The organism is Mesorhizobium sp. M0047, from assembly GCF_040323315.1.
Classification (GTDB): domain Bacteria; phylum Pseudomonadota; class Alphaproteobacteria; order Rhizobiales; family Rhizobiaceae; genus Mesorhizobium.
In genome coordinates this window covers 1-14188 of record NZ_JAMYUW010000038.1, presented here as the reverse complement: position 1 = coordinate 14188, position 14188 = coordinate 1, and the positions used below count along the sequence as shown (strand labels likewise).

The 14188-nt window shown below is 59.5% G+C and carries 10 protein-coding genes and 4 pseudogenes; 8 read left to right on the top strand and 6 right to left on the bottom strand.

Going from position 1 to position 14188, the window contains the following annotated elements:
- Nucleotides 1-185: 185 nt before the first annotated feature.
- Together NKJ89_RS27370 and NKJ89_RS27365 are read right to left on the bottom strand one after the other, a co-directional pair.
- On the bottom strand, nucleotides 186-1979 hold the full coding sequence (locus NKJ89_RS27370) for a PAS domain S-box protein (RefSeq protein WP_352607166.1): 1794 nt from the start codon (nucleotides 1977-1979) through the stop codon (nucleotides 186-188).
- 937 nt (nucleotides 1980-2916) lie between these two features.
- Nucleotides 2917-3087: a hypothetical protein gene (locus tag NKJ89_RS27365; RefSeq protein ID WP_352486204.1), complete on the bottom strand. Its 171-nt coding sequence runs from the start codon at nucleotides 3085-3087 to the stop codon at nucleotides 2917-2919.
- A gap of 1133 nt (nucleotides 3088-4220) precedes the next feature.
- On the opposite strand from NKJ89_RS27365, the gene NKJ89_RS27360 reads away from it, so the two are divergent.
- From NKJ89_RS27360 to NKJ89_RS27340, 4 genes are all read left to right on the top strand, one after another.
- The gene (locus tag NKJ89_RS27360; protein ID WP_084025654.1) at nucleotides 4221-4460 is read left to right on the top strand and encodes a hypothetical protein; all 240 of its coding nucleotides are present in this window, start codon (nucleotides 4221-4223) and stop codon (nucleotides 4458-4460) included.
- 109 nt (nucleotides 4461-4569) lie between these two features.
- Nucleotides 4570-4824 (top strand): DUF6894 family protein, encoded by a 255-nt coding sequence (locus tag NKJ89_RS27355; RefSeq protein WP_023761978.1) that lies wholly within the window; start codon nucleotides 4570-4572, stop codon nucleotides 4822-4824.
- A 121-nt stretch (nucleotides 4825-4945) separates the two neighbouring features.
- Complete coding sequence (locus tag NKJ89_RS27350) at nucleotides 4946-5659, top strand: Crp/Fnr family transcriptional regulator (RefSeq protein ID WP_023761977.1); 714 nt, start codon at nucleotides 4946-4948, stop codon at nucleotides 5657-5659.
- A gap of 704 nt (nucleotides 5660-6363) precedes the next feature.
- A complete protein-coding gene (locus NKJ89_RS27340; RefSeq protein ID WP_352607164.1) occupies nucleotides 6364-7452 on the top strand; it encodes an NAD(P)H-dependent flavin oxidoreductase in 1089 nt (362 codons plus the stop codon).
- A 606-nt stretch (nucleotides 7453-8058) separates the two neighbouring features.
- Here NKJ89_RS27340 and NKJ89_RS27335 read toward each other — a convergent pair.
- Complete coding sequence (locus tag NKJ89_RS27335) at nucleotides 8059-8289, bottom strand: hypothetical protein (RefSeq protein WP_352607162.1); 231 nt, start codon at nucleotides 8287-8289, stop codon at nucleotides 8059-8061.
- Between NKJ89_RS27335 and NKJ89_RS27330 the strand changes: the two are divergent.
- From NKJ89_RS27330 to NKJ89_RS27320, 3 genes and pseudogenes are all read left to right on the top strand, one after another.
- Nucleotides 8282-8667: pseudogene (locus tag NKJ89_RS27330) on the top strand (hypothetical protein); the annotation flags it as partial. The gene NKJ89_RS27335 and the pseudogene NKJ89_RS27330 overlap by 8 nt on opposite strands.
- Before the next feature lie 277 nt (nucleotides 8668-8944).
- A complete protein-coding gene (locus NKJ89_RS27325) occupies nucleotides 8945-9619 on the top strand; it encodes a peroxiredoxin-like family protein (protein WP_502904162.1) in 675 nt (224 codons plus the stop codon).
- A 356-nt stretch (nucleotides 9620-9975) separates the two neighbouring features.
- Nucleotides 9976-10103 (top strand): annotated as a pseudogene (locus NKJ89_RS27320) (helix-turn-helix domain-containing protein); the annotation flags it as partial.
- A gap of 182 nt (nucleotides 10104-10285) precedes the next feature.
- On the opposite strand, the pseudogene NKJ89_RS27315 reads toward NKJ89_RS27320, so the two are convergent.
- Both NKJ89_RS27315 and NKJ89_RS27310 read right to left on the bottom strand, forming a co-directional pair.
- Nucleotides 10286-11479: pseudogene (locus NKJ89_RS27315) on the bottom strand (type II toxin-antitoxin system HipA family toxin).
- On the bottom strand, nucleotides 11472-11807 hold the full coding sequence (locus NKJ89_RS27310) for a helix-turn-helix domain-containing protein (protein WP_023759942.1): 336 nt from the start codon (nucleotides 11805-11807) through the stop codon (nucleotides 11472-11474). Before NKJ89_RS27310 ends, NKJ89_RS27315 begins: the two are co-directional and overlap by 8 nt.
- A gap of 289 nt (nucleotides 11808-12096) precedes the next feature.
- Between NKJ89_RS27310 and NKJ89_RS27305 the strand changes: the two genes are divergently transcribed.
- Complete coding sequence (locus tag NKJ89_RS27305) at nucleotides 12097-13197, top strand: nucleotidyltransferase family protein (protein ID WP_023759943.1); 1101 nt, start codon at nucleotides 12097-12099, stop codon at nucleotides 13195-13197.
- A gap of 182 nt (nucleotides 13198-13379) precedes the next feature.
- On the opposite strand, the pseudogene NKJ89_RS27300 reads toward NKJ89_RS27305, so the two are convergent.
- Nucleotides 13380-13870 (bottom strand): annotated as a pseudogene (locus tag NKJ89_RS27300) (glutathione S-transferase family protein); the annotation flags it as partial.
- Between the last annotated feature and the right edge of the window lie 318 nt (nucleotides 13871-14188).

Genomic DNA, 14188 nt, shown 5'->3' with positions numbered 1-14188 from the left:
CCGGGCGTTCCCGCGGGACGAATTACCAGGATCGGTGTTTGCCATGCTGGTCGCCGCCGGCGGAGTGTCGGAGGTGGAACTCGGCCGGTTCGCCGACGGCAGGCCGAGCCGGCGAGGACGCCGAAGGGTTTCCCCACCGCCAAGGTCCGCTCCTCGCCAGTGCCGAGGTGCCGAGACCCGCGACGTCAACCCTCATTGAGAACGGATGCCTCCACGGCGGCCAACGGCGCTTCCAGCGTCCAGGTGATCCCATGCGAGGCGTGCTCAAGAGTCCCCTTGCCCGCAACTGCCTGGGGCGCAACTCGCTTCAGCACCACTGTTCCAAAGCCGCCTTCTCCGACGGTCTGCACCTGCGGCCCGTCTGTTTCGGCCCAAGTGAGATGAAAGAACCTCTCTGCTCTGGAACCCGTGATATCCCACGTGACGGAAATGTTGCCTTCATCTCCTGACAGCACCCCGTATTTGGCTGAGTTGGTCGCGAGTTCGTGAAAGGCAATTCCGAGATACTGGACCGCGTTGGGGCTGAGGACAATGGACGGTCCGGACATGGAAATGCGCCCCTCATTGCCGAACGGTTTGGTTTGCGACAGCAACAGTTCGAAAAGGGTGACGCCTCTCCAATCGCCCAACACGAGCAAGTCATGCGAGAGTGAAAGAGCCATGATCCGCTCGCGAACCTGCCGTTCGAAGGCCGCGGGATTTTCGGCGCGCTTGTTGGTTTCCCGGATCATTGAAAGGATGACAGAATACTGGTTCTTGACCCTGTGGTTGACCTCCCGCATCAGCAACCGGATACGATGCTCGTTTTCCCGCGCCGATGAGATGTCGCGTGCGATCTTCGATGCGCCGATGATGTGCCCGGCAGCATTGCGCACGGGCGATACCGTTAGCGAGACCGGAACCAGAGTGCCATCTTTGCGCTGGCGGATCGTTTCGTAGGTCTCGACCCGTTCGCCACGGCGGATGCGTTCCAGGATACGCGGCTCTTCGTCCTGATTGTCATCCGGGATCAGCATGGTCACCGACCGACCTATGGCCTCCTCGGCGGTGTACCCGAACAGCCGTTCGGCGCCCCGATTCCAACTCTTGATGATGGCATTCAGATCTTTGCTGACGATTGCGTCGAACGAGGATTCCACGATGGCGGACAAATGGTGCCTGGCTTCCTCCGAAACCTGGCGTTCGGTCAGGTCAAACAGCATGTTAACGGCACCGATCAAATTGCCGTTCTCGTCCCGGATCGGAGTGGGATAAGGCTGGAACGGGAAGAAGGACCCGTCCGGACGCTGCGCTATGGCGTGCTCATTGCGCACAGCGCGGTTTTCTCTGAGCGTGATCGCCATTGGGCACTCGTCATGTGGCAATTCCTTGCCGTCAGGAGTGAAGAGCTTGAATGTCACGCACCATTTGTCCTTGCCGATCTCGGGCTCTCTACCTGCAAGCTCAGCGGCGGCGCGGTTGTAATAGGTGATCGTCCCGTCCTGGTCCGTCGTGTAGATGGCGACGGGGAGGTTATCGAGGATCTGGTGATAGGTGCTGTCTTGCCGCCTGAGCTCTGCCCGCGTCCGCTCGAGGTCGGTCACATCCATGGTGAAACATCGGATGTTGATCAGCTTGCCATCCCGGAAATGGCCGCTCGACGTGATTTCGACATGTTTGATTGAGCCATCGCAGGCCCTAAGTCGCGCCGGGTATCTCGCGATCTTCTCGCCACGGTTGAGGCGCCCCAAGATATCGTCGATCACCTCCCGGTCGGGATAGAAGTCGGCAATGTGGCGACCGACATAGGCTTCTGCGGAATAACCGAGAAGGTCGAGCTCAGCTTTGTTGGCACGCAGAATGACACCATCTGCGCTCAACAGATGAAGCGCAGCGGCACCATTCTCGAAGAAATCCTGGTAGTCGAATTCGCGACCATCCTCACGGGAGGTTTCCGGGTTCTTGTAGGCGATTACATTCGCCCGCGGTACTTCATTCATCCCAAGGCCTCAACTCGACCGCCCTCAACGCGGCCAAGGACGATTCGTTCCAGCCACTCGTCCCCGAAGCCCAGCAGAGGCTATCGGAGAAGCTGACGGTGGGCTCGCACCGAAGGCCGTGCGGCAAGCAGAGCAAACCGAGTGCCAGCGTCAGCGGATGGCTGCTGCGCAAAACACAGGAGCTGTTGGCAAAGCGCCGCGAGCGCGAGCGCAATGGCGCGACCGGCCAGCGCACGTAATGGACCACTCCACGCCGTTCGTACCAGCGGAACGGGTGGGAGCAAAGGCGAAGGCAGTTTGGGGGGTGTCGCATGGGCGACGATCCACCCGCCCAAAACGAAGGCGCAGTGAGTGCTCCCGGTATTCCGCCACCAGTTGGGACAGCCGTTCCTGCCAATACTCCCGAGCATGCGATCGTGGTGCCACCGGTCCTTGGGCCATCCGAAGCCGGGATAATGACCCCACAAGGGACATCGCTTTGGATCTCCGGGACCCCTGAAAGCGAAGGCGGTCCGCCAGCCGCAGTCGTGCGAGCCTGCCGCGCGGCGATACCATCGGCTGCGGCGCCATTCGGCCCTGTGCGTCTACACGCATCGAGCGCAGGGCCCTTGCATCGAAGCGGGGTATACTGCACGGCGAAGATCGAGATGCGAACAGCTACGCAGGACAGAGTGGGATCGACGTTAGGCAATCGGTTGCCGCCTCGACCGCGCGGGCAGGGTCACTGGAGTAATTAGAGCTGTCCGTTGAGAGGGACACAGCGCCATCCGTCTGGGGTTGAGCGGACATTGCGGCGCGGCAGGCGCTCAAAGGCACACACGTCGACCAGAACATCCCCACAGGACAACTGGCAGTTCGATGATTGCATCGCTCCACCCAACTGGCCGGACGATTTTGCTTCGACTCGAAATCATTAATCCAAGTGGCGCTTGAGAGCCTAAATCAACCCGTTGCGCACGTTCAGGTGGGTGAACGCTGTCAGCAGAATGGCGCCGATCATAAAATACAGGGTTGATTCAATGTGGCCGCATTGGAACTGAATCCCAGCGCACAGCAGGGCCAGCACAACGGCAAGGAAAGCGATGATGCGCGAGAAGTCGTCGGACATGGGCGACCTTTGTGATTTGGCGGCCACCCTCAATCGGCCCGCGCGCTCAATATGACAAACTTTTCCTTTTTGCAACCTCGGCCCGTACAGACTCTTGGCCGGATGAACCCGCCGCTCCTAACTTTTCCAGCGCGCCTTGATCGCGGCAGGTGTGGCGTGGAAAGGAATCAGCGCTCAAAACGGGGACCTTCTGCTTCCTGCACATTCCTGCCGATTCTCAAGCAGCACAAACACTGCCGCAATTTTTCCCGAGACAAGGGCAGGGCTTCCGGGGAAATAGCCGCCCTAAGATGCGCTCAGCAGAGCGAAGCACTGCGGTGGCTGGACCACCTGCAGTCGTGTAGTCACATCATTTGGCCAACTGGCGCCAGGTACCTTGGGCGCCTGGCGTGGGACGGAAACTTCTGCTTGTCGCCGGTCTTATTGGACGAGACCGTGTTTGGAGACAGACTGTCGATGAGCCAATCAACTTGCGATGTGTTGCGAGGCGGGGCTGACGCTCTCGGGGAAACGAAGTGGGGAATTGCTACACAACATGCTCGTCTTCGCAGTGCTCATTTTGTGCAGCGCGATCTACCGGTTTCGAAAGTGCTTGGTAGGAGTACCACTCCGCGCTGGTGGACTGACAACTACAACAATACCAAATGATGGTGACGGCCAGCCACATCCAAAAGGCGGGCCGTCGAGGCTTACCCGGTTTGTCGAATGCGCTCGGTCACTTATTGCAGTGCTGCGTGTTCGATGTGACCGCACCGCTTGCAGTGTTGTTGTCTAGGTCATTGCCGGCGGAGTCCTTGCAACGGTCGCTCGCGCCGTTCGGTTTTCCAGTGGTCGAATTTGTCGTCGTAGAGTTGGTCGAATTCGGATCAGTTGTGATGGCGTGTCTTGTGCCTCAAAGCCGAGACGAACGGCTCTAGCCACCGCTCCAGACCGAGTTCGAAAGCTGACATTCGGGCCACCGCGCCAGAGAGCCGCCAATCACTCAATTGTCTGGGAATTACCAAGCCTCGGCTATCCGGAACAAATTACCCTACAGCAGCTTTGGGCAATCGAGTTAACGCTCGTGCGGCGGGTTCACCAATCGATGTATGCCGCCGCGAACGAATGCGGCCTCGGCCGGCAGGAGAAACCCGATGTTTGCAGATGAAATTGCAACAAGACGCCTGAAAATGCTGGTCGAGCAATATGTCGAAACCAGAAAAAGGCGACATGACGTCATTTCTACCTCGACGGCAGAATCTGCAATTCGGGAGGTACTCCCGAACTGCCCGATTTCCGGAAAAGCCTTTGATGACCTGATCGCAGCCAGCGCCATCGCACATGGTCTAGGCGTACGGTTTGACAGATCGATCTCAACGGAGAGCCCTGGCTGAGTAAGCTATTGAGGGGTTCACGCGGCCGCGTGGATATCCACGTTTGGTACGTTTCCGACGCTATTCAACATGCGTGCCGCATTTAAAAGTCGAGCAACGCGGAGCAGCCATGCCGAGATTCTTCTTTCACATTCGGACCCGGGACGGCCAGCTCCTCAAGGATCCAGAGGGGCAGGAGTGCGCAAATTTGCAAGTGGTAGAAGACGATGCCATGGCGTCCGCCAAGGAAATCCTGGCCGAAGGACTGTTGGCCGGGAAGCCGCTCCTCACCGGCAATTCGTTCGAAATCTTCGATGAGCGCGACGTACTGGTCTTGGAATTCCCCTTTTCACGCGCGGCGGAGAAGCCGGGTGCCCGTCCGTAAATGCCTAACGTGATTAGGCGTTGTTGCCCGCAGAACCTATATGTGACCTATCGTTCGCACGTTTTCACGGGCGCGAACGGCTGGGAGATCACTGAGCTCTTGCCCTATGAAGGGTGGAGTCATGTCTAACCAGCCAAACATCACCTATCGCAATGCCCTGTTGAAGCGACTTTCTCGCGCAGACCTCGACCTACTCGAGCCACATCTGAAACGGGTGGATCTGCCGTTGCGCACTCCCCTTGAAACCGCCAAGTTCCCGATCGAATACGTCTATTTCCTGGAAAGCGGCATCGCCTCCGTCGTTGCTAAGATTCCGAAAGGCCGCGATACGGAAGTCGGCCTGATAGGTCTGGAAGGCATGACCGGCGCACTGGTGGTGCTTGGCGGCGATCTAGCCGCACATGACACCTACATGCAGATTGTCGGGGAGGGCTTCCAGGTGCCTGCGTCAGCGTTGTCGGCAGCCATGTCCGAAAGCGCGACCCTTAAAGCCCTGCTGCTTCTCTACGTCCAAACGCTCTTTATTCAGACCAGCTACACCGCCCTGGTGAATGCCCGGTCGAAATTGGACGAACGGTTAGCGCGCTGGCTGCTGATGTGCCAGGACCGGGTGAGGGATGACAGATTTGCTATCACCCACGAGTTCATTTCCGTCATGCTCGGCGTGCGGCGCCCCGGCGTGACCGTCGCCATCCAGGAACTTGAAGGCAAGGGGCTGATCAGAGCGAACCGTGGTGAAATTCTTATCCGGGATCGTGATGGCCTCTTTCAGATCGCAGACGGCACCTATAGCGAGCCGGAACATGAATACGAGCGGCTGCTCGGCAAAATCTAGCCATAGTCGGCAGCAGCGGCGAAGGTGACGATCGCAACGCCGTCCCGTCGTCGAGCGCGACCTCATACAGCATCACGTATCAAAGGTTTCCCCGCGCGCAACTGCTCCGCCATCAGGTCCTTGGCAGCCCAGCTTGTCCCTAGTACTAATAAGCTGTGCGAGCAGATTTTTGAGCTCCGGCTTTGGGTCGGGAACTCTACCGCCGTGGTGTGGGGTATCACTTATGGAAGAGAACGCTATCAGGCTCGAAACGTACAAGTCCTTATTGCATGTTCTGATTACCGCAGCTGCGACGTCATCTCACGGCCCTAATTGTTGCCGACACTCGAAATCGGCTCCCTACCTGCGGGCGCAGCGATGAAGAGCTGATTTACAAGAAGACAGGCAACAGCCGCCGCGCAGCTGCTCCTCGGGCACAATAAGCTTGACAGCACCGTCCGCTATCTTGGCATTGCATTGGCTATTTCCGAACAGGTCGAATTGTAAGCCGTCGCGGAGCGGCGCTCCGTGACCGATCCAGACGCTACAGATCCGTTCGTGAACGTCCGGAACGGTGATGGATAGCAAGCGTTCGCGCCGAACGAGCGCTTCTGCAAACGCTGCGCTGGCACTTGGCTATCTCAACGCATGGAAGTTGGGCAACGGATATGGTAGCCTGATCTCGTGTCCAAAAAACCGTCATACTGGTGGACGGGGACATTGCTATGTGGCCGAACCGACGCATCCTTGATCTTTTCGGCATCGAGCTGCCGATCCTGCAGGCGCCGATGGCGGGTTCGTCCGGGCCTGAACTGGCGATCGCGGTCTGCGAAGCGGGCGGGCTCGGCTCGCTGCCATGCGCCATGCTGGCCGACGACAAGATACGCGCTGACTTCGGTATCGTCCGGCAACGCACCAGCCGGCCGCTAAACCTCAATTTCATGTGCCACGTGCAGCCGGTTGCCCATGCGGATAGCGAAGCGGCCTGGCGCAAGCGCCTCGCGCCTTATTACAGCGAGTTCGGCATCGACGCCGATGCGATTCCCTCCGGTCCAGCCCCCATTACCTTCAACGAATCGGGATGCGCCATCGTCGAGGAACTTTCACCGAAAGTGGTTAGCTTCCACTTCGGCCTGCCGGAACTGCACCTGTTGGAGCGGGTGAAGGCCACCGGCGCGAAACTGATTGCCTCGGCGACGACCGTCGAAGAGGCGCGATGGCTCGAAGTGCGCGGCTGCGACGCAATCATCGCGCAAGGCGCGGAGGCAGGAGGCCATCGCGGGGTCTTTCTTGGCTCGGATATTTTGAGTCAGCCTGGCACATTCGCGCTGGTGCCGCAGATCGCCGATGCAGTCGCAGTGCCGGTGATCGCGGCGGGCGGCATTGCCGACGGGCGCGGCATCGCCGCCGCCTTCATGCTCGGCGCGTCGGCAGTGCAGATCGGCACCGCCTACCTGCGCTGTCCAGAATCTCTGGCCAGCGCGGTCCATAAAAGCGCGCTGGCATATGCGCACGATGACGGGACGACACTTACCAACGTGTTCACCGGGCGTCCGGCACGGGCTATCGTCAACCGCTTCATGCGTGAAATGGGACCGATGGGCGCCAGCATCCCGGACTTCCCGCTCGCAACCTCCGCCGTGATGCCCCTCACGACCAAGGCCGAGGCATCGGGGTCAGGGGATTTCTCGCCGCTGTGGGCCGGACAGTCGGCCGCGCTTGGCAAACAGTTGCCGGCGAGAGAACTGACGCTGAAATGGACCGCGGATGCGACACAACTGATGGGGCTGCAGGTGCCCGATCGGCTTGGCTGACCAGGCAGTCTCTAGGTTAGAATTCGGGGGGTCGCCATTGGTCAGATGGTGTGGCGTCTAGCGGCTGTGAGTAAGCTCCTGGCGCACTCAATCAGAGCAGTTAGAGCTACCACACCTGAGGGATATTCCTCGCCCTGACCCGAACTCACCACTGCGTTCCGACAGCCGACTGCGACCCCCGAATTCATGAACGCGCTCGAAATTACCCGATCTCAGGTCAACGCGACCGTGACAGGATCATCCGCTGGGCCAACATCGAGTGCACTACCGAGTGCTTGGCTGGGTGGGGAATTTCCTTCGGTCGATGAAGCCGCGCGGACGGGCGGCTGACAGCACTGCGGGGCACTCGGGCCGCATAGGCGCGGTTTTAGCTCACGGGATTGGCTGCTCCCCATTTGTGCGACGTCCGGAAGCATCCACACCGTATTTCCGGCTCAAGTTCACCGCATCGATGAGGCGAAGGCGGCTGACCAAGGGCGGCATAGGGCGGCATCACGCGTTTCGTAACGGTAGCCCAAATAGCGCCGAGAGCGGCGTAAAGACGGTCTCCGGGGTATCAAAGTTTGATTTCGCTCCCGCCGATCAAGCTCGCACCTCACGGTGTGATCAGCCTGCCACGGTTGGCGTTTGCTCAGCGCGCCGCTCTCCTGATTGTCGCCACATCTCGTAGGCCAGCGGCCACAGCGCCAGCATCGTCGCTGCGCTCCCGATGTAGAATAGGACCGCGCCGAGCGGCACAAAGCGCACGGCGGCCATAACAACAAGCGCTCCGAGCACCAGAGCACGCAGACGCTTAACCAGAATCCCGCTGTGAACGATCCCCAGCACAAATGCCAAGGCTGCAAAGCGGCTGATGCGCAAACTGCTGAAAAAGCAGAGTCATGCACCGCGCGTGATGATCACCGACAAGCTCGGCTCTTACGTGAAAGAGCGTGGCGGGGAAAGTGAAACAGGTGGCAAACGGATCGTGGATGGAAACGAACCGCTTAAGTTGGCCGGATGGCTTGAAGCGCTTCATGATCCGCTGTGGCTGGTCGAGAGATCATGCCGCAGGTCGAACATCGCCGGCACAAGGGATTGAACAACCGAGCGGAGAACTCGCACCAGCCGATACGACGACGAGAACGATCCGCCGACCATCGTGAACTGCGCTTCGCTGCCACGGAAACTTGGCGCGAAATCACTCACGTCACTGCTGGCATGAAACTTGGATGAGGACGCCACCACTTTACCCTGCAAGCGATAACTTTACGGTGCCGTCGCATGCGTGGAAATACTGGCGGGGTTCGAGCACCGTCACACGGGCGACACGCAGATGCTTTTTTCGTGTTATGATGGGCTTGCAACGCGCGTAATTTCGACCTCGGCGTTATGGCAGAGGCCGAACGCCATTTTGCCCGGCGCAGGAAGGTTTGCGCCCCCAGCACGGACTCAACACCGAAGCGCTGGGCGTGTTGCCTCTTCTTGACTGATCCGGGCGAGGAGGTTGTCCATGTCCACGAGTGACCGCCCGCTGCAGCCGGGCGACCGGGCACCGAATATTATGCTCGACGCGATCTCGCGCGAAGGCAAGATCGCGCTCGATGATTTTCGAGGCCGTAGCCCGTTACTGATCGGATTGTTTCGAGGCCTGCACTGTCCGTTCTGCCGGCGCCATGTCGCGGCGATGGCGCAGCTCAACCCGGCCCTGAAGGAGAAGGGCGTCGAATGTCTCGCAGTGGTCAAGACGCCGGTCGAACGTGCGCGGCTTTACTTCCGTTACCATCCGCTACCCAATCTTCTTAGCGCATCCGATCCGGAGGGGACTTCGCATCGCGCCTTCGGTTTACCCATCGTCGAGTTGACGGAGAATGAAACCGAATGGCCGCACAAAGTCGGAATGGACCTGGTCACGACAATGCGGATCGATCTGCCGGGGGAGTTGCCCGAACCGATGAACCCGGCTGCGGCGGGCGACTTTCTCGAAAAAAAGGACGGGTATGAAATTACGGAGGCCGACCAGCAGATTATGATCGCCGGTCACATGCCGCTTATCGGCGAGTTCCTGCTCGATCGGGAAGGCGTTGTGCGCTGGAGCTTCACAGAAGCCGAAGAGGGAGGTCAAAATGTATGCCGGGCGCCGAATCCCGCGGAATTGATATCAGCAGCTTCCCAACTCACACATTAATCAGCTGCTGAAATGGGCTGCTGAAAACTCGTGTCGCTTGGCACCTAATTGTAAGAATGCGCCGGTTTGGTTCAGGATTGGCATTTAATCGTGAGAATATTGGACGCCAGATTCTCAAGTTAACTGCAATCGCATCAGCGGAAAGATCATTAATCCTTTGACCTTTATACACTGTCTTCTGGAAATTCGATCCCGTTACGCTGCAGACGCTGGTCAAATCAAATGCCGACGGCCGGCATGATTATCAACTCAAGTGCACGTTCTCAAATTAAGTGCACAGCTGACCAACTGAATTGATTGAAAAGCGATTCTCATAATTACTGTAAAGCGACACTATCCTCCACACTTTCGCCGAGGTGGCCTCGGCCGGACTGATCGCGGCCGAGCTGAAAATCAGCCAGCGCGCCCGCTCGACCTGGTCGCCGAACTCGGCATCCGGGAGGTGACGGGCCGGGGGCGCTACCGGGCGTGGGGGATCATGTAGGATCGCCCGAACTTGCTCCTCGGCAAATCCAAAATCATGCACCATCATGCCATTGATGCTGCACGGCTTTCTCAAATCGGGATTTCGTCCGCGGACTCATCGTCTGTTCCATGCACCCTCGACGGTGGCGCCGGTGATCGGACTGGCGCTGGCCGGTTCGAAGCTGTGCAGGAATGTCCTCGTTATAGCGCCAGCGCCCGTTTGAGATCGTCGTGTTCGAAGGCGCTGGCCATGCGGTTGATCTCGGCTGGGCGGGCGCCGACCTCCTTGGCGGTATCGCGCCAGGTTGCGGTCACGGTCGCGACTTCTTTGATTATTGCGCGGGCTTGCGGCAGTGTGAGCGCGAAAAACTCCGACGCGGCTTCCAGCAGATCGAGAACAGGTGCCCTCATCGAGATCGATGTTCGTCGTCAGTACCCGGGCCTTGAAATCAGTCGGAACGGGATTGAGGTCGTATGCCGGCGAGAGAGACCAACCCGCCTTTCCAAGCCAAAGACGACACGCCGATATAAGGCATGGGCGTCCGTCTTTCCCTGAGCGCCGTGTTGAGCAAGAGCATCGACGATCTCCGGATAGCTGCCGCGCTCGCCGTCCCTGGCGCCCGTCATCGCCATCGCCGACAGGAACGGGGTGCGGATCGCCCCGTAACGATCGAAGCGTCGCGACAGCATGACCGCCTTGCCGGCGACGTCGATCAGCTCGTGCTGAGGGGTGGCGATACCTGCCTGTCCGGCCAGCCGCAGCGAGATCTTTTCCCAGGTCTCCATGCTGTAGTCGTCGGTCTCCTTCGGGAATTTCGCGATGGAGAGGTGACCATGTTGGTCGATGACCGACGCCTTCGGGCGGGCACCGCCAAGGGAGGAGCCTGGGGCAAAGATGAGCTGCAGGTCTTCATCCGTTTCTTCGTCCCGGAGAACCCGTTCGGTGATCTGGAGCAATCGGCCAAGCTCGATCAGGGCAGGAACGCCGGCACGGATCGGCGCTTGGAAAATCTCTTCGCCGACCCAGCGGAATCGGAGTGCGCCAAGCCGGGTCTCATCGGCCACTCCAAGGAGGTAGTCGCTTTCTACAAGCGTGCGAACCGCGCGGCCTTCCCGATCGGCGAGACGGCGTTCGGCGCGCTGCATGAGGCGCCGGCCCCAGGTGTCAGGCGCTGAGTCACCGATGGAGCCGAATGTCGCAAGACCGGCAGGAGGGGCGAAGGCGCCACGGCTCAGAGCAAGGGCTGGCTCCAGGGAGAAGCGGTCCGGGTCCTCAAGCCATGCGCCGTCATACTCGAAGAGGATGGTCTCGATACCCCGGACGCGATTGCTCCTCGCCAGTCCGACCGGGCGTGTGCGGCCGTCCAAATCGACATGGACCTCGAAGTCAGTCATCGCGGGACGATCCGGTTGGCCGCCTGAGGTGGACATGCTTAGGCAGGTCGGCACTGGCGAGCGCCTGACCGACGCTGTCGTTGCTGATGTCGGCGACCTGGCTCAGGCCGTCGAGCAGGCCGAGCGCCTGCAGGACGCCGGCATAAATGCCGACGCTGACGTTGGTGTCGCCAGCTTCGACCCTTTGCAGTGTCGAGCGAGACGTGAAGGCGCGCTCTGCTACGACCGCCATCGGCAGCCGTCGGCGTCGACGGGCATCATGGATGTCCGCCCCAAGTTTGCGCAGCGCGCGCCGCACTGCAGCAGGAGGGTTGTGTGGAGTGGGCATTTGACACCTTCGCACTACAGATCGAGCGGATATGTAGCACGAAGATTACAATCTTCCTATACCCAGTAGAGAGCGAAGGTTCGATCGTCATGACGGCATCCACCGGGGGACCCCCCGAACGTCGGCGATCGCGGCGACCGTGGTTTTCACGTCCGCGGGCTCGCTGGGCGACCGTCAACGCGGAAGGCAGCGTTATAAGATTTCGGCAATTTTCTTATAACGTCGCTTGCATCGCTTGAGCTCATGCCGTTATAAGAGAAACTCATTTTTCTTATAACGGAGCCGACGCATGAAGACGGTCGATCTCGTTTATCGCACGATGTATGCGGAACTTGTTCAGCGCTGCCTTGATGCATCGTTCGAAACCGACTTCTCCACGGCGGGAAATTTTGTCCGGGTGCCGGTGAAGGGGCGGGGCTATTGGTATTTTGAGGAAACCCAACCCAAGAAAACGCGGAAGTATGTCGGCCCGTCCGACGACCCCGAGATCGCGAAACGCGTTGAAACCTTCCAAGAGATTAAGGAAGACCTCCGCGGCCGACGGAAACTCGTCTCCACGCTGACTCGCGAAGCAATGCTGACTGCTCCGGACCGGTTCACTGGCGATGTCGTTGAAGCCATGGGAGCAGCAGGAATCTTCCGCCTAAGAGGCGTGCTCGTTGGTACGGTTGCCTTCCAGACGTATGCAGGACATCTCGGTGTAAGGTTGCCAGGCGCTTCATTGCAAACCGGCGATGCCGATTTCGCGCAGCACTACTCGATCTCGTCGTCAGTCGAAGACAGCCTGCCGCCGATCCTGGAAATCTTGAGAGAGATTGACCCAACCTTCAGGGAAATCCCCCACAGATCGGATCCCGGACACACGACGCAATTCGAGAATGCAACGCGATACAAGGTCGAGTTCCTTACGCCGAACCGGGGATCCGATGACTTCACCGACCATGCCAGTCCGATGCCAGCACTGGGGGGAGCTTCGGCGCAGCCCTTGCGTTTCCTCGATTTCCTGATCCACGAGCCCATCCGGACCGTGATGCTGCATCGGTCAGGGGTGCCTGTAACCGTGCCGTCGCCGGAACGGTATGCAGTTCACAAGCTCATCGTCGCCTCTCGCAGGCAATCAGATGCAAATGGCGTCGCCAAGCGCGAAAAAGACGTCTATCAGGCCAGCCTCCTTGTCGAGGCACTGGAGGCGACCCGGCGCAAGGACGACCTTGCAACAGTGTTCTCGGAAGCGTGGGGCAGGGGGCAGCACTGGCGCGAGGCGATGCTGAAGGGGCTGGGCCTGATGCCGCCGAAGAAACGACAGGAAGTTGAGGACACAGTCAGAAAGGCCCTTGTCGAGATCGGCGAGGAGCTGGACGGCTTCGACCCGGCCGCCGTGAAGTCGTAGCCGGAAAAAGGGCGAGGCCCGAAAGCCGCCCTTATCACTTGGGATTGAGGAAGACCCTCGTGGATCAGCATCGGGTACGAGGAAGTATACCGTAGCTGTTAAGGTCTGTTCGCCGTGTGTCCGTCCAAAATCGCATAAAAGGCAGACTGGCGTGATGTCCGGCACATTAGGCATTTCACGGGGTCGCCTGCGCTGAACGCACCGTCGAGCCGTTGGCCTTGTCAAGACGTCGGGACAATTGCCAAGCCGATTGCGGATGCGGTCCTGGATGAGAGGCAGGCGTTGCGCCGCCCAAGGCTTGTCGCCTTCAAGGAACTTGGCGGTTACAAGTCTAAGGATCGGCGGCTCCACCGTGTTGAGCGCGGCGAATATCCAGGTGATGGCGCGCGCCCGGGCATTTACATCGTCCGGCAACAGGCCCGGATGGCGTTTCCGCGATATGGAACACGATCGACCCGGTCCCGAACAACCGGAGATCGCCTTCTTCGTAGGCCGGAATTTGCCCGAAAGGTTGAAGCGCCAGATGCGCCGGTTCCTTCATCGCCTTGAACGAATGGAGGCGAACCTCGTAAGGTTGGCCCACTTCGTCCAGCGCCCAGCGAACGCGCGTATCACGCGCCAGTCCCTTGCCGCCATCGGGCGACCGCTCAAAGACGGTAATGATGGCGGTCATCGCTTCTCTTGATATCTTTGTTTCGGTCCCAAGGACGAACGATCGGCGCGTTTCACGATACTGACCCCCGAAACTTTGCGGCTCGCGGCGCCAAGCCTCCACCAGCATTTCATGGTGTGTCCTGTTCCAATACGTTTGGGAGGGCGACTTTGGGATGACCGCCCATCAACAGCTAAGACGGACCAGTCCAGCGAAAGGATACGTCGCCGGCATCAGGATCTGCGCCGCGTGCCTAGGCCCGAGGCGGACGGGAGCCGAAATTCAGGCGAGCACGGTTATGACAGAATTGCGGACGGACCGGATTTAATCACATTCAAC